Raw genomic sequence first — 15,326 nt, 5'->3', positions numbered from 1 at the left:
GGTCCGTCGCCGACGCGGCGGCCTCGCGCAGCTCCGCTGCGGCCGAACGGTGCGTCGCGTCGAGGCCGGGTGCGACCTGCAGGGCCCCGGCGCGCAGGGCGATCAGGCTCAGTTCGTGGCCGAGGGAGTCGTGCATGTCCTGGGCGATGCGGGTGCGTTCACGCAGCCGGGCCCGGTCCGCGACGATCTCCTGCTCGCGCTCCAGCTGCGCCGCCCGGCTCCAGCCCGCGGCGACGAGCTCGCGGGCCTGGCGCCGGTACCGGCCGGCCAGCCAGGGGAAGACCGCGCCGAAGAGCAACGTGCCGGTCAGAACCAGCCATTCGACGACGGGGTCGACGTCGCGGGCGAGGACGAGCAGCGTGCCGGCGGCCGCGACGGCCGGGAAGGCGTACAGCGCGGGGCGGGCGGCGGCCGAGCGGCGGCCCAGCAGGTAGGCGAGGACGGAGAGCGCGGGCCCGTAGGAGAGCGTGAAGAGGGAGGGGGACGCGGCGAGTCCGAGTGCGGCGGCGAGGGTCAGGGCGAGCACCGGGCGGGCCCGGGAGGCGGCCACGGCCACGGCGAGGACGGCCGCGCCGCCCGCGCTCTGCCACCAGGGCCGGGGTGCGTTCACGCCGGTCAGGTCCGCGAGCGCGCCGGGCAGGGCGAGCACCGCCCACAGCAGGGCGTCGGGCAGGGCCCTGGACGAGGCGGTGATGGTGCGGCGGCTCACCGGTCCGACGGTACAAGCCGGCCCGTCCGCGCACCCCTGACGAAAGTCAGACGAAAGTCAGGGGAACGGGGCCCGGCGCGTTTCTCCGTCGTGCACGGCCGTGCCAGGATCGGAAGCGCCATGACTGTCACAGACCGCACCACCACCCGTTCCGAGTCCTTCTCCGAGCCCCTTCCCGGGGAGCTCCACGGCCCGGTCATCGACTGGTTCGCCGCGAACGCCCGCGATCTGCCCTGGCGCCGCCCCGAAGCCGGCGCCTGGGGCGTGATGGTCAGCGAGTTCATGCTGCAGCAGACGCCGGTCAGCCGGGTGCTGCCCGTCTACGAGCAGTGGCTCGCGCGCTGGCCGCGCCCGGCGGACCTGGCGGCGGAGCCGCCCGGGGAGGCGGTGCGCGCCTGGGGCCGGCTGGGCTATCCGCGGCGGGCGCTGCGGCTGCACGCCGCCGCGGCGGCGATCACGGAGCTGCACGGCGGCGACGTGCCGCGCGACCACGCCAGGCTGCTGGCCCTGCCGGGCGTCGGCGAGTACACGGCGGCCGCGGTGGCCTCCTTCGCCTACGGGCAGCGGCACGCGGTCCTCGACACCAACGTGCGCAGGGTGTTCGCGCGCGCCGTGAGCGGCGCGCAGTACCCGCCGAACGCCACCACCGCGGCCGAGCGCAAACTGGCCCGGGCGCTGCTGCCGGAGAGCGAGCCGGTGGCCGCCCGCTGGGCCGCCGCGACCATGGAGCTCGGTGCTCTGGTGTGCACGGCGCGCACGCCGGTCTGCGGGCGCTGCCCGATCGCCGACCGGTGCGCCTGGCGCGCCGCGGGATCCCCCGCGCACGACGGCCCGCCGCGCCGCGGCCAGACGTACGCGGGGACGGACCGGCAGGTGCGCGGCAAGCTCCTCGCGGTGCTGCGCGAGGCGCTGGACCCCGTACCGCAGGTGGCGCTGGACGCAGTGTGGGACGAGCCGGTGCAGCGGGCCCGGGCGCTGGACGGGCTGGTGGCGGACGGCCTGGTGGAGCCGCTGGCCGACGGCCGGTACCGGCTGCCCCTGACGTAGCCGGAGAGGGGGCTCCCGAACGGGACAGAGCCCCCTTTTCACGCCCTACCGCCCCTGCTCCCGCACCGCTGTTACACAACCTATGGACAGCTGTGCACCTGCCGCAGTGCTGCCGCACATCACGTCGCAACAGCTCCTCCGTAGCGTCCTACCCGTGCTGGGAGACCACCAGCGTGACGCGGGGAATGCAAGCGGAATGGAGGCTGCGAGATGGCCAGCAGCGGCAAGGTTCTGGACTTCGAGGAGTACGTGCGCAACCGTCAGGACGCCCTCCTGCGCAGCGCCCGCCGTCTCGTGCCCGACCCCATCGACGCCCAGGACCTCCTCCAGACCGCCCTGGTCCGCACCTACGGCCGCTGGGAAGGCATAGCGGACAAGTCGCTGGCCGACGCCTACCTCCGCCGTGTCATGATCAACACTCGTACGGAGTGGTGGCGCGCCCGCAAGCTCGACGAGGTGCCCACCGAGCAGCTCCCCGACGCGCGCGTCGAGGACAGCACGGAGCAGCACGCCGACCGCGCCCTGCTGATGGACATCCTCGGGGTCCTGGCGCCCAAGCAGCGCAGCGTCGTCGTGCTGCGACACTGGGAGCAGATGAGCACCGAGGAGACCGCGGAGGCGCTCGGCATGTCGACCGGCACGGTCAAGAGCACGCTGCACCGGGCCCTGGCCCGGCTGCGCCAGGAGCTGGAGAGCCGCGACCTGGACTTCCACGCCCTCGAGCGCAACGAGCGGGGGCAGGAACGGTGCGCGGCCTGAAAAAGGCGGCTCCCCCCAGGCCGGTACTGATCACCGGCGGCACGGTCACAGCCCTGGCCGCGGCCGCCGGTCTTCTGCTTGCCGGGTGCGATGCGGGCAGCGAGGGCGTCCGCAAGGAAGGCACCGCACAGACGCAGTCCGCGGCGAAGCCGACCCGCATGCCCTCGGCCTCGGCGACGGCGGACCGGCCGCACGAGAAGATCGACGCCGTAAAGCTGATCAAAAACGATCCGAAGATCGGCAGCCAGGTCAAGAAGGACCTGAAGCCGTGCGTGAAGAACCAGTACCCGCTGGACGTGATCTACGGGAAGCTGACCGACGGCAGCCGTGACGACATCATCGTCAACATCCTCACGTGCGGCGATTCCGTGGGCGTGGGCTCGTATGTGTACCGTGCGAAGAGCGACGGCTCCTACGAGAACGTGTTCATGATCGAGCAGGCGCCCGTCTACTCCGAGATCGACCGCCGCGACCTCCGCGTCACCAAGCAGGTCTACGGCCCCGGTGACGCGGTCTGCTGCGCCTCGGGCGAAGATGTCATGACGTACCACTGGTCGGGTACGGAGTTCCGGGAGACCGGTCGCACGCACACCGACTACAGCAAGGTCGGCAACACCGACAAGGGCGATCTCCCCAGCGTGGGGACGGAGGGCTGAGGACAGCGTGGCCGATACGCATGTGCTCTTCGTGGAGGACGACGACGTCATCCGTGAGGCGACCCAGCTGGCACTGGAGCGCGACGGCTTCGAGGTGACCGCGGTGCCGGACGGGCTGCTGGGGCTGGAGAAGTTCCGCGCCCGCAAGCCCGACATCGCGCTGCTCGACGTCATGGTCCCCGGCCTGGACGGGGTCAGCCTCTGCCGCCGGATCCGTGACGAGTCGACCGTTCCCGTGATCATGCTGTCGGCGCGCGCGGACTCCATCGACGTCGTCCTGGGCCTGGAGGCCGGCGCCGACGACTACGTCACCAAGCCGTTCGACGGCGCCGTGCTCGTCGCCCGCATACGGGCCGTGCTGCGCCGTTTCGGGCACGCCAGCGGGCCGAACGGCGCCGCCGGGGCCGACACCCCCGAGGAGCTGGAGTGCGGCGTGCTGCGCTTCGGCGACCTGGAGGTCGACACGGACGGCATGGAGGTCCGCAAGGGCGGCGTGCCCGTCGCGCTGACCCCGACCGAGATGCGGCTGCTGCTGGAGTTCTCCGCCGCGCCCGGCACGGTGCTCTCCCGCGACCGGCTGCTGGAGCGGGTGTGGGACTACGGCTGGGGCGGCGACACCCGGGTCGTCGACGTCCATGTGCAACGGCTGCGCGGCAAGATCGGCCAGGACCGGATCGAGACGGTCCGCGGCTTCGGCTACAAGCTCAGAGGGTGACGAGGGTGACCACCCCATGGTGATCCGCCCGGCAGGGACCGGATCGTGGTGAGGCTCGCCCTCCGCTCCGGTCTGCGCTGGAAGGTCAGCCTCGCCATCGCGGGCGTCAGCGCGCTGGTCGCGGTGGCGCTCAGCCTCGTCGTGCACAACGCCGCCCGCCTGTCGATGCTCGACAACAGCCGCGACGTCATGGACGAGCGCGTCCAGATCGCCCAGCGGTACTACGAGAACACCGGCCGGCTGATGCTGCACGCCAAGCTCGACGACCCCACGCTGCCCAAGCCGCTGCGCGACGCCGCCGCCATCGGTCAGCGCGCCACGTTCCTGCAGGACTCCGGCGGCAAGGGGTCGCCCGAGGTCTGGGCCTCGGTGCCGGTCCGCAATGGCAAGATCCTCTCGATCCACACCCGGTTCAAGGACCGGTTCTCCATCATCGACGCGCTCGACAAGGCGCTGATCATCGGCTCGGTCTCCGTCGTCCTCGGCGGCTGCGCGCTCGGCATCCTCATCGGCGACCAGCTCTCCCGCCGGCTGCGCAAGGCCGCGACGGCCGCCCGCAAGCTCGCCGACGGCGACTCCGAGGTGCGCGTGCGCGAGGCCATCGGCGGCCGCGTCCGCGACGAGACCGACGACCTGGCCCGCGCCGTCGACGGCATGGCCGAGGCCCTCCAGCGCCGCCTCGAGGCCGAGCGGCGCGTCACCGCCGACATCGCCCACGAGCTGCGCACCCCCGTCACCGGCCTGCTCACCGCCGCCGAGCTGCTGCCGCCGGGCCGGCCCACCGAACTCGTCCGCGACCGCGCCCAGGCCATGCGCACGCTCGTCGAGGACGTGCTGGAGGTCGCCCGGCTGGACGGCTTCGCCGAGCGCGCCGAGATGCAGGAGATCCTGCTGGGCGAGTTCGTCGAGCGCCGGGTCCGCGCGTTCGAGCCCGAGGCCCGCGTACGGGTCGCCCGGGACGCCTACGTCTCCACCGACCCGCGCCGCCTGGAGCGCATCATCGGCAACCTCCTGGCCAATGCCGCCAAGCACGGCAAGGCCCCGTTCGACGTCACCGTCGAGGGGCGCGTCCTGCGCGTGCGCGACCACGGGCCCGGCTTCCCCGAGGAGCTGCTCCAGGACGGGCCGAGCCGGTTCCGCACCGGCAGCAAGGACCGCGCGGGCAAGGGCCACGGCCTGGGCCTGACCATCGCCGCCGGACAGGCCCGGGTGCTGGGCGCCCGCCTGTCCTTCCGCAACGCCGACCCGGAGGTCGAGGGCGGCACGGGGGCCATCGCGGTGCTGTGGCTGCCGGAGTCGGCGCCGACGAGCACGGGGACGTTCCCGATCATCCAGGTGCCGGACTAGCGCGCCGGGCGTTCCCAGTGCGCCCGACGTTCCCGGCGCGCCCGCCGGGCAGCCTCGCGGGCATCGCAGGCGTCACATCGGGTCGACGCACTCGCCCCAGGCCTTGTCGAGGTCCAGCTGCTGGTTGCGCTGCGTCAGCGAGAACCAGTTGCCGGAGTCGTCGCGCAGGATCGCCTCCGTGCCGTACGGCCGCTCCCGGGGCTCCTGCAGGAAATCCACGCCCTTGGCCTTGAGCGTCTCGTAGTCGCGGTGGATGTCGTCGGTGCTCAGCACCCCCGCGCCCAGCACGCCCTTGGCCACCAGCTTCTTCATGGCCTCCGCCGACTCCGGGTCGAGCCCGGGCGGGCCGGGGACCATCAGCGTCAGCTCGACATCCGGCTGGTCCTCGGCACCCACCGTGAGCCAGCGCATTCCCTGCTCGCCGCCCATGGTCATATCGGTGCGGACCTCAAGGCCGAGCTTCTCCGTGTAGAAATCCTTCGCCCGGTCCTGGTCGAGGACCCAGACGGTGGTGATGGCAATTCCCTTGATCATGACGCGCTCCGATCACCGGCTTTTGCGCTGCATTACCACCGTAAAAGCAGGAGCCGGTGCACCGCGTGTCGCGGTGCACCGGCTCCGGGTGGATCCGATGGTTCGGACGGATCAGAGGGACCCGCCGTGGGCCTTCAGGAAGGCGACCGGCTCGACCGCGCTGCCGTAGTTCGGGGTGGTGCGGATCTCGAAGTGCAGGTGGGGGCCGGACGAATTGCCGGTGGAGCCCGACAGGCCGATGACCTGGCCGGTGCTGACGCTCTGGCCGACCGAGACCTTCACCTGCGAGAGGTGGGCGTACTGGGAGTACGTGTTGTCGTCGTGCTTGATCACGATGGCGTTGCCGTACGCGGGGCCGTCGCCGCCGCCGTTCGGGCCGGCCTTGACGACGGTGCCGCCGTGGACGGACATGACGGGCGTGCCGCTGCCGACGACCAGGTCCTGACCGCTGTGCTTGGCGGCCCACATCTTGCCGGCCTTGCCGAACGGCTGGCCGACCTGGTACTCGGCCAGGGGCGCGACCCAGGCGTCGGCGCGCTTGCGGGAGGCCTCGGCCTCCTTGCGGGCGTCCTCGGCGCGCTTGGCCGCGTCCCGCTTGGCCTGCTCGGCGTTCTGCTTCTCCTTCTCCGCCACCTTCAGCTGCGTCTCGGCCTGCTTGTGCAGCGAGTCGTCCAGCATCGCGAGGGACGCGAACGCCGGGTACTCGCTCACCGAGGCAGTGGTGTCGGCTGCGAGCGCGACCCCGGAACCCAGCGCGACCGAGGCTCCCAGGCCGGCTGCCACGATGGCGACGCGGGTACGGAGAACGGTCTTGCTCGGGTTACGGAAAGCGGTGCGCTTCGACATACGGATAAACCTCCAGGCATAAACAGGTCCCGGCTGCGGACCGGGATCGCCATACCTTGGTAACCCGCTTTCGCCGGGCTGCCAAGGACGGCCCCTACTAACGAATGCCGTAGCGACGGGGAGGTAATTCATACCGCCCTGAGCAGGGATTCCCTTTGTTTTTCCGGGGAAATGAGGGCGGGCTCCACTGCTAATTTCCTTAGTACGTGACCCACGCCCTATGGCGGGTGTCACCGCCGAAGGACATTCGGCCTCCCCGGTTCCGGGACCAAAGACCCGGCCGCGGCGGTACGCTCCCCGTCAGCGGTCGCGCACGCAGCGCAGCGGCCGCCGGGGCCGGGGGTGGAGCAGCGATGAGCAGCGGGTTCGAGGAAGTAGAGCTGGCGGATGCCGTCCAGGCGGTGCGGGAGGGGCTGACCTCGGCGGCGGCCCGGGGCGCGGGCCAGGACCTGGCCTTCGACGTGGGCGAGATCGCCATGGAGTTCACCGTGGAGATCCGCAAGGACGCCAAGGGCTCGGGCGGGGTGAAGGCCTGGGTGGTCAGCGCGGACGCGGAGGCGTCGCGCGGCTCGACCCGTACGCACAAGGTCTCCTTCACCCTGACGCCGAAGGACACGCGCACGGGCGGCAGCTGGCGCGTGGGCAACGAGCGGCCGGGCGGGGTGTCGCGGTTCGGGTCCTCCGGACAGTAGCGGTGGACCGGGAGAGAGCGCCGGTCCCGTCCGTGGAGGACCGGCTGGTGGCGGTGCTGGGCGGGCGGCAGGGCAGTGGAGTGCTGCTGACGCCGGAGCTGATCCTGACCAGCGCACATTTATTCGAGGCGGATGATGCGGTCGAGGCCGCCGCACCCGACGGCGACGGGCCCGTCCCCTGCGACATCGCCTGGTCGGGCGACCCGGACACGTGCGACGTGGCGCTCCTCGTGGCCCGCCGGCCCGTGCTGCCCCTCCCCCTCGCGCCACCTCTGCGGTGGGGCAAGTGCGCCGGCTGGCAGCCCATGCCGCGCTGCCAGGTCCTGGGCTTCCCGCAGGTCCAGCGGTACGGGCCCGGCGAGCTGGAAGCCGCGCAGATCCCCGGCACGCTGATGCCCTTGTCCGGCCGTATGCGCGGCCGCTACGTCCTGCACGCCGACCACCATCCCCCGGCGCCCGCCCCGGACGGCTCGCCCTGGGCGGGCCTGTCGGGCGGGCCGGTGTTCGCGGGGCCCCTGCTGATCGGCATCGCGAGCGGGGATCCGCTGGGCTGGCAGCACTCGTCCATCGAGTCGGTGCCCCTAGCCGCCGTGATCGACGACCCCGGCTTCCGGAAGGCCCTGCTGGAGCACTGGCCCGACCCGCCGGAGTTCGAGGAGATCTCCTCCGCCTATCCCGAGGACCTGGCCTACGAGCCCGCGTACGCGAAGGCGGTCAAGGCCGCGTACAGCCGGCTGGAGATCTTCGGTCTGGACGAGCTGAGCTCGGGCGACTGGGACCTGGACACGGCCTACCTGAGTCTGGAGGCCCAGTCCTCGCCCGCAGGGCGGCCGGGCCCTCCAGAGCCCCCGGGGCGGATCGAGGACCTCCTCGGCTCGCGGCCGCGGACGGTCCTGCGCGGCGAGGCGGGCGCGGGCAAGACGACCCTCGTGTGGTGGCTGGCCTCCCACGCCGTGTGCCGCACCCTGCCCGCGCAGCTGGCCGAGCTCGACGGGCTGATCCCCTTCGTGGTCCCCATGCGGAGCCTCACCGCCCGGGGCATCACCTCCCCCACCCCGTCCCAGCTCCCCAAGATCGCCCGCCTGCCGGTCGACATACCGCCCGACGGCTGGGCGGGACGCGTCCTGGACGCGGGCCGCGGGCTGCTCCTGGTGGACGGGATGGACGAGATCCCGCAGGCGGACCGCGAGCTGGCCCGCAAGTGGCTCGCCGGGCTCCTGCGGATGTATCCGCGGACCCGCTGCCTGGTCACCGTGCGCCCGCTGGCCGTCGGCAGCGACTGGCTGGAACAGGAAGGGTTCGAGGAGCTACGGCTCCTTCCCCTGGGCGACGAGGACATCCACTCGTTCACCAGGGCCTGGCACAAGGCCGCCCGGCTGGAATGCGACAGATACGCGGACGAGTACTGGGCGAAACGCCAGCGCAAACGGCTCGACGCCCTCGAACAAGAGCTCGACCGGGAATTCCGGCGCAACGACGTACTCCGCGATCTGGCGCGGACACCGCTGCTGTGCGCCGTCATCTGCGCCCTGCACCGGCAGCGCAACGGATTCCTCCCGGAGACCCGCTGGGACCTCTACAGCGCCGCGCTGAACCTGATGCTGGCGAACCGCGATATCCACCGCCGCATTCATCAGCCGGAAGGCATTGAACTCACGGCGGACGAGGGCCGTCAGCTGTTGCAGCGCATCGCGGTCTGGCTGGTCCGGAACGGCCGCGCCGAGCTCACGCGCGGGCAGGCCGTCCGCCAGCTCGAATCGGCGCTCCGGGGCTTGCGCCGCGTACGGGCACAGGGCACTCCGCAGGGCGTGCTGACGTATCTGCTCAATCGCAGCGGACTGCTCCAGGAGCAGTCGCCCGACGCGATCCAGTTCATCCACCGCACCTTCCAGGACTATCTGGCGGCGAAGGAGCTCCAGGAGAGCGACTGCCTGGACGAATTACTGCTCCACGCGGCCGAGGAACAGTGGCAGGACGTTCTCCGGCTGGCCGTCGGCCACTGCAGCCGCAGCGAGGAGCACCGGCTGATCGCGGGCCTGACGGCGAGAGCGGCCGAGGCCTTGGACCGGGAGACGGAGTGGCCCCTGCGCGCTCTGGCAGCCCATTGCGCGCTCAATGCCCGGTACATCGAGGACGACCAGTACGAGCAGGTGTGGAAAGCCCTGAGAAGGCTTCTGCCGGCCCGCGACCAGTGGGAGCTGCAGGCCCTCGGCCGGGACGTCATGGCGGCCCTTCACTGAAAACGCGGGTCGGCCCCGGAACCATAAGGTTCCGGGGCCGACCCGCTGTCGCGGAATGAGCGGAGCGCCGAGGCGCGCTTCAGGAGCGCTTACGCGTCCTTGGACAGGTTGGGACCCGCCCCGCCCGCAGCCGACTCGATCGGCGGGGTGTCCGGCAGGGCCGACTTCTCCTCGCCGCGGAAGGTGAACTTCTTCTCCTCACCCTCGCCCTCGGTGCCGACGACCACGATGTGGCCGGGGCGCAGCTCGCCGAAGAGGATCTTCTCCGAGAGGATGTCCTCGATCTCGCGCTGGATCGTGCGGCGCAGCGGGCGGGCGCCCAGGATCGGGTCGTAGCCCTTCTTCGCCAGGAGCGACTTGGCCTCGGAGCTGAGCTCGATGCCCATGTCGCGGTCCTTGAGCCGCTCGTCCACCTTGGCGACCATGAGGTCGACGATCTGGATGATGTCTTCCTCGGTGAGCTGGTGGAAGACCACCGTGTCGTCGACACGGTTGAGGAACTCGGGCCGGAAGTGCTGCTTGAGCTCCTCGTTGACCTTGGCCTTCATGCGCTCGTAGCCGGTCTTGACGTCGCCCTGGGCGGCGAAGCCCAGGTTGAAGCCCTTGGAGATGTCCCGGGTGCCGAGGTTCGTCGTCATGATGATGACGGTGTTCTTGAAGTCCACGACCCGGCCCTGGGAGTCGGTCAGGCGACCGTCCTCCAGGATCTGCAGGAGCGAGTTGAAGATGTCCGGGTGGGCCTTCTCGACCTCGTCGAACAGGACCACCGAGAACGGCTTCCGGCGGACCTTCTCCGTCAGCTGGCCGCCCTCTTCGTAGCCCACGTAGCCGGGGGGCGAGCCGAAGAGGCGCGAGACGGTGTGCTTCTCGCTGAACTCCGACATGTCGAGGGAGATCAGGGCGTCCTCGTCGCCGAAGAGGAACTCGGCGAGGGTCTTGGACAGCTCGGTCTTACCGACACCCGAGGGGCCGGCGAAGATGAACGATCCGCCCGGGCGCTTGGGGTCCTTGAGGCCCGCACGGGTGCGCCGGATGGCCTGGGAGAGCGCCTTGATGGCGTCCTTCTGGCCGATGACGCGCTTGTGCAGCTCGTCCTCCATGCGCAGCAGGCGGGAGGACTCCTCCTCCGTCAGCTTGAAGACCGGGATGCCGGTGGCCGTGGCGAGGACCTCGGCGATCAGCTCGCCGTCGACCTCGGCGACGACGTCCATGTCGCCGGCCTTCCACTCCTTCTCCCGCTTGGTCTTCGCGGCGAGGAGCTGCTTCTCCTTGTCGCGCAGGGAGGCGGCCTTCTCGAAGTCCTGCGAGTCGATCGCGGACTCCTTCTCCCGGCGCACGTCGGCGATCTTCTCGTCGAACTCGCGGAGGTCCGGCGGCGCGGTCATCCGGCGGATGCGCATCCGGGAACCGGCCTCGTCGATCAGGTCGATCGCCTTGTCCGGCAGGAAGCGGTCGGAGATGTAGCGGTCGGCGAGCGTGGCGGCCTGGACCAGCGCCTCGTCCGTGATGGAGACGCGGTGGTGGGCCTCGTAGCGGTCGCGCAGACCCTTGAGGATCTCGATGGTGTGCGGCAGCGAGGGCTCGGCGACCTGGATGGGCTGGAAGCGGCGCTCGAGGGCGGCGTCCTTCTCCAGGTGCTTGCGGTACTCGTCGAGCGTGGTGGCACCGATGGTCTGCAGCTCGCCGCGGGCCAGCATCGGCTTGAGGATGCTGGCGGCGTCGATCGCGCCCTCGGCGGCGCCCGCACCCACCAGGGTGTGGAGCTCGTCGATGAACAGGATGATGTCGCCGCGGGTGCGGATCTCCTTGAGGACCTTCTTCAGGCGCTCCTCGAAGTCACCGCGGTAGCGGGAGCCGGCGACCAGGGCGCCGAGGTCGAGGGTGTAGAGGTGCTTGTCCTTGAGGGTCTCGGGCACCTCGCCCTTGACGATGGCCTGGGCCAGGCCCTCGACGACGGCGGTCTTGCCGACGCCGGGCTCGCCGATGAGGACCGGGTTGTTCTTCGTACGGCGGGACAGCACCTGCATGACCCGCTCGATCTCCTTCTCGCGCCCGATGACCGGGTCGAGCTTGGATTCGCGGGCGGCCTGCGTCAGGTTGCGGCCGAACTGGTCCAGGACGAGCGAGGTCGAGGGGGTGCCCTCGGCCGGGCCGCCGGCCGTGGCGGCTTCCTTGCCCTGGTAGCCGGAGAGCAGCTGGATGACCTGCTGCCGGACTCGGTTGAGATCGGCACCCAGCTTCACGAGGACCTGGGCGGCGACGCCCTCGCCCTCGCGGATCAGGCCGAGCAGGATGTGCTCGGTGCCGATGTAGTTGTGGCCGAGCTGAAGGGCCTCGCGGAGCGAGAGCTCCAGGACCTTCTTCGCACGGGGGGTGAAGGGGATGTGCCCGGACGGGGCCTGCTGGCCCTGGCCGATGATCTCCTCCACCTGCTGGCGGACCGCCTCGAGCGAAATCCCGAGGCTCTCCAGGGCCTTAGCGGCGACACCCTCACCCTCGTGGATCAGGCCCAGGAGGATGTGCTCGGTGCCGATGTAGTTGTGGTTGAGCATCCGGGCTTCTTCCTGAGCCAGGACGACAACCCGCCGCGCACGGTCGGTGAACCTCTCGAACATCGTTAATCGCTCCTCAGAGCGGTCAGGCAAGTAGGGGTCGGTCCCCTCCCTGTCCTTCCGCATGCTAGTCCCGCGGGACGGGACAGCTCATTCCAACTGCCGACATCCGTCCGGATCACCCCGCGTCGGCGGGGAAACCTGCTGCCGAACAGCCGACATCTCCTCCAACCCGATGGTGGGAGACGATGTTCCCGCAGGCCAGGCATATACGCCCGCCGCCACTACGCCGACGGCGAACGCGAGCCCGGCCCGACACGCCCGCCCATCGCCCGCCGCCATCCTCGATGACGCGCTCCGCGCGGTGTCGCACCGCCTCTTCCCATGGGGAACCTCTTACCCGCAAGGATCGACAGTCCATGCGGCGCGGGCACCGTCCATCCGCTACGGGCGAACACCCTCACGCCGCCCGGAGCGCCTGTGCGCCCCCCACTCCTTATACGGAGTGTGCCCAACTACCCACCCAGAGTAACCTCTTGGTGGTTTCACAGTTGCACCGCACATGACCGTTGCCCTCCCGCGCCCCGGCGGTCCCGCAGATCAATGGTGCCAGGCGCGTCGGTGGTACGAGCACGAGCTGGGCTGGCCGACCTCCGGCGCGGCGCCCCTGGAGCTGCTGACCGGCCTCCGCTTCGACGTCCTGGACCTTCCCCTGGACGCCGGCTCCGCCGTGCTCAGCCGCCCGGTGCGCACCGGCCCCGTCGCCCTCGACGTCCGGACGCGGAGGCTGTGGTTCCTGGTCGCCGCGGGCAGCGCGGACGAGCTGCCGGAGCTGCTCGACTGGCTGGAGTGGGGCGCGGTGCCCCTGGACCTGGCCGCTCTGGGGCAGGGCGGGCGGATCGCCGCGCCGGTGCCCGTCGGCCCGGGCCACGGGCGCCTCGGGACGCTCGGTCCGGGGAAGCCGGACAAGCCCGGGAGGGCCGTGTGGGTACGGCCTCCCGCACCGGGGAGCCCCGGGGGCGGGATCGAACCGTCACTGCCGGTGACCGGCCTCGGGGGCGAGGGGGACGCCCCCGATCTCGCACGGCTCGTGGGCGCGGCGGCCACGGAGGTCCACCGGGCCCGGTTGCTGCGCGCCCGGAGGGCACGCTCGCAGGGGCCGGCGGATGATCAGCCGTTGGCCTTCTCGTACGCCTCACGGATGTCGGCGGGCACGCGGCCGCGGTCGTTGACGCTGTAGCCGTTCTTCTTGGCCCAGGCGCGGATCTTCGCGGTGTCCGGGCTGCCGGCAGCGGCGGCGGCACGCACCTTGCCGCGAGCGCCCGCGGCACGGCCGCCGGTGCGGCGCCCACTGCGGGTGTACGGCTCCAGCAGACCGCGGAGCTTGTCAGCGTTGGCCGTGGTGAGGTCGATCTCGTACGTCTTCCCGTCCAGGGCGAACGTCACGGTCTCGTCGGCCTCGCCACCGTCGAGGTCATCGACAAGAAGGACCTGAACCTTCTGCGCCACGGGGAATCCTTTCAGTGGAAAATGGGATTACGGAGGAATAGCAAACCGCCTTTCCCGGAAAAACACAAACCCCCCGGGAAGGTTCAGCCCGCCTTCCGCGTGGGAACCATCCCTTCCGGAGGCATGTGATAGGGGCGCGATTCGGACATAGGGACCGCGATCACAGATGCAGAAGCATCCGGCTGTTGCCAAGGGTGTTCGGCTTCACCCGTTCGAGACCCAGGAACTCGGCGACGCCCTCGTCATAGGAACGCAGCAGCTCGCTGTAGACATCACCGTCCACGGGTGTCTCACCGATCTCCACGAAGCCGTGCTTCGCGAAGAAGTCCACTTCGAAGGTGAGGCAGAAAATGCGCCGCACGCCGAGCCAGCGCGCCGTCTGCAGCAGCTTGCCCAGTACGGCGTGGCCCACCCCGCCGCCCTTGACGTCCGGGTCCACCGCGAGAGTGCGCACCTCGGCCAGGTCTTCCCACATCACGTGCAGGGCCCCGCAGCCGATGACACTGCCGTCCTCGTCCCGCTCGGCCACCCAGAACTCCTGGATGTCCTCGTAAAGAGTGACGGTGGCTTTGTCGAGGAGGATGCGGTCACGAACGTACGTGTTGATGAGACGGCGCAGCGCCGGCACATCGCTGGTCCGGGCACGGCGGACGGTGACGACTTTTGATAGTGCGGGCATGCCCGGACGCTATCGCCCCGGGGTCCCGGTGCCGTCGCCGGGCCCGTCGAGTTGCACGACCCGGATGGCGTCCCGCAGGGCTTCGCGTTGTTCGGCCGACATCATGCCGAAGAAGGCGACGAGAGCGGCCGCGGGGTTGTCGCTGACGGACCACGCTTCGTTCATCAGTGCGGCTGAGTAGGCGGCCCGGTTCGAGACCGCCTCATATCGATAGGCGCGGCCTTCCGCTTCCCTGCGCAGCCAGCCCTTCTGATACAGGTTGTCCATTACGGTCATGACCGTCGTGTAGGCGATGGACCGTTCCTGTTGAAGGTCTTCCAGCACTTCTCGAACAGTGACCGGCCGGTTCCAGTCCCACACGCGCGTCATGACGGCGTCTTCCAGATCACCCAGGCGTCTGACCACACGCGAATAATAGTGGGAGATGTCTGGAATGACGCTTTATCGGGGCGGCAATGGAGCGGCAAAAAGGGCGCACGGCCGAGAAATGCGGTCTCGAACCGTACGCCCGTGAGCACCCGCGCCCGCCGGGGGCGCATCCCGCGGCCGTCGCGCCGCGCGGAGGTGCGTGCCGGACGGGGAAACCCGCCGGGCGGAGAGGCGCCTCAGGCGGCGCTGCCCTTGCCGGCCTGCTGGGCGGCCTCGGCCCGGGCCAGGGCCGCGTCGACCAGGGCGTCCTCCTTGCCCTTGTTCGCGCCACCCTGGCTCTTGATGATCGTCACGACCAGGGCGGTGAAGGCGATCGCCATCACGACGGGCGGCACCAGCGCGGCGACATAGTCCATGGCCGTCGGCTCCTTCTGGGTCTGGCTTGCGCGGATTGAGCGACCCGTCCAGATTACGCGCGCCCCGGAAGGCCGCTCAGGCGGGTCGGGCGTGCGGCGCCTCGCCCGCCGGGGGCGGTGCGGGCTTGCGCCGGGGCGGGAAGACCTCGCCTGGCGTGGGAATGGGCCGGTCCGGGCGCGGCCCGGACGGCTGCTTGGCGGGATCCGTGCCGGGCTTGCCCGGGGGCTTCTCCTCCGGCTGCTTGCGGCCGGGCTT

16 protein-coding genes and 1 pseudogene are annotated in these 15,326 nt (G+C 70.8%); 8 read left to right on the top strand and 9 right to left on the bottom strand.

Annotated features, from left to right (window positions below; translation table 11 throughout):
• On the bottom strand, positions 1-709 hold a 709-nt coding region (locus V7793_RS20430; protein ID WP_336008550.1), incomplete at its 3' end, for a histidine kinase.
• A gap of 120 nt (positions 710-829) precedes the next feature.
• On the opposite strand from V7793_RS20430, the gene V7793_RS20425 reads away from it, so the two are divergent.
• The 5 genes from V7793_RS20425 to cseC all read left to right on the top strand — a co-directional run bounded on the left by V7793_RS20425 (position 830) and on the right by cseC (position 5,233).
• Positions 830-1,756 (top strand): A/G-specific adenine glycosylase, encoded by a 927-nt coding sequence (locus V7793_RS20425; protein ID WP_336008548.1) that lies wholly within the window; start codon positions 830-832, stop codon positions 1,754-1,756.
• Between the two features lie 210 nt (positions 1,757-1,966).
• A complete protein-coding gene (locus V7793_RS20420; RefSeq protein WP_256791771.1) occupies positions 1,967-2,515 on the top strand; it encodes a SigE family RNA polymerase sigma factor in 549 nt (182 codons plus the stop codon).
• A complete protein-coding gene (locus V7793_RS20415; protein ID WP_336008544.1) occupies positions 2,503-3,171 on the top strand; it encodes a hypothetical protein in 669 nt (222 codons plus the stop codon). The genes V7793_RS20420 and V7793_RS20415 overlap by 13 nt, the downstream gene beginning before the upstream one ends.
• Before the next feature lie 7 nt (positions 3,172-3,178).
• A complete protein-coding gene (gene cseB / locus V7793_RS20410) occupies positions 3,179-3,886 on the top strand; it encodes a two-component system response regulator CseB (RefSeq protein ID WP_336008542.1) in 708 nt (235 codons plus the stop codon).
• A 45-nt stretch (positions 3,887-3,931) separates the two neighbouring features.
• The gene (cseC, locus tag V7793_RS20405) at positions 3,932-5,233 is read left to right on the top strand and encodes a two-component system sensor histidine kinase CseC (RefSeq protein ID WP_336008540.1); all 1,302 of its coding nucleotides are present in this window, start codon (positions 3,932-3,934) and stop codon (positions 5,231-5,233) included.
• Positions 5,234-5,305: 72 nt separating this feature from the next.
• Here the strand turns inward: cseC and V7793_RS20400 are convergent, their stop codons facing one another.
• Together V7793_RS20400 and V7793_RS20395 are read right to left on the bottom strand one after the other, a co-directional pair.
• The gene (locus tag V7793_RS20400; protein ID WP_336008538.1) at positions 5,306-5,767 is read right to left on the bottom strand and encodes a VOC family protein; all 462 of its coding nucleotides are present in this window, start codon (positions 5,765-5,767) and stop codon (positions 5,306-5,308) included.
• Positions 5,768-5,878: 111 nt separating this feature from the next.
• On the bottom strand, positions 5,879-6,613 hold the full coding sequence (locus tag V7793_RS20395; RefSeq protein WP_336008535.1) for a M23 family metallopeptidase: 735 nt from the start codon (positions 6,611-6,613) through the stop codon (positions 5,879-5,881).
• A 353-nt stretch (positions 6,614-6,966) separates the two neighbouring features.
• Here V7793_RS20395 and V7793_RS20390 point away from each other — a divergent pair, with 353 nt between their 5' ends.
• Positions 6,967-7,305 carry a trypco2 family protein gene (locus V7793_RS20390; protein ID WP_336008534.1) on the top strand — a complete coding sequence of 113 codons (339 nt, stop codon included), beginning with the start codon at positions 6,967-6,969 and terminating at the stop codon, positions 7,303-7,305.
• A 2-nt stretch (positions 7,306-7,307) separates the two neighbouring features.
• Entirely contained in the window at positions 7,308-9,545 is a 2,238-nt protein-coding gene (locus V7793_RS20385) for an NACHT domain-containing protein (RefSeq protein ID WP_336008532.1), read from the top strand.
• A gap of 89 nt (positions 9,546-9,634) precedes the next feature.
• On the opposite strand, the gene V7793_RS20380 is transcribed toward V7793_RS20385, so the two are convergent.
• Entirely contained in the window at positions 9,635-12,160 is a 2,526-nt protein-coding gene (locus tag V7793_RS20380) for an ATP-dependent Clp protease ATP-binding subunit (RefSeq protein WP_058045641.1), read from the bottom strand.
• A 499-nt stretch (positions 12,161-12,659) separates the two neighbouring features.
• Between V7793_RS20380 and V7793_RS20375 the strand changes: the two genes are divergently transcribed.
• On the top strand, positions 12,660-13,337 hold the full coding sequence (locus V7793_RS20375) for an SCO3374 family protein (RefSeq protein ID WP_336008529.1): 678 nt from the start codon (positions 12,660-12,662) through the stop codon (positions 13,335-13,337).
• Here V7793_RS20375 and V7793_RS20370 read toward each other — a convergent pair.
• The 5 genes and pseudogenes from V7793_RS20370 to V7793_RS20350 all read right to left on the bottom strand — a co-directional run.
• Positions 13,268-13,606: a histone-like nucleoid-structuring protein Lsr2 gene (locus V7793_RS20370; RefSeq protein WP_058045639.1), complete on the bottom strand. Its 339-nt coding sequence runs from the start codon at positions 13,604-13,606 to the stop codon at positions 13,268-13,270. The two genes, V7793_RS20375 and V7793_RS20370, sit on opposite strands and share 70 nt — an antisense overlap.
• A gap of 160 nt (positions 13,607-13,766) precedes the next feature.
• A complete protein-coding gene (locus V7793_RS20365) occupies positions 13,767-14,285 on the bottom strand; it encodes an amino-acid N-acetyltransferase (RefSeq protein ID WP_058045638.1) in 519 nt (172 codons plus the stop codon).
• 9 nt (positions 14,286-14,294) lie between these two features.
• On the bottom strand, positions 14,295-14,690 hold the full coding sequence (locus tag V7793_RS20360) for a BlaI/MecI/CopY family transcriptional regulator (RefSeq protein ID WP_168095597.1): 396 nt from the start codon (positions 14,688-14,690) through the stop codon (positions 14,295-14,297).
• Positions 14,691-14,890: 200 nt separating this feature from the next.
• A complete protein-coding gene (locus V7793_RS20355) occupies positions 14,891-15,070 on the bottom strand; it encodes a hypothetical protein (protein ID WP_179082023.1) in 180 nt (59 codons plus the stop codon).
• A 76-nt stretch (positions 15,071-15,146) separates the two neighbouring features.
• Positions 15,147-15,326 (bottom strand): annotated as a pseudogene (locus tag V7793_RS20350) (hypothetical protein); the annotation flags it as partial.

The sequence above is a fragment of the Streptomyces sp. KLMMK genome, assembly GCF_036961605.1.
GTDB lineage: Bacteria > Actinomycetota > Actinomycetes > Streptomycetales > Streptomycetaceae > Streptomyces > Streptomyces telluris.
Note: the sequence above shows the minus strand (reverse complement) of the source record. Positions and strands in the feature narration are given on the sequence as shown.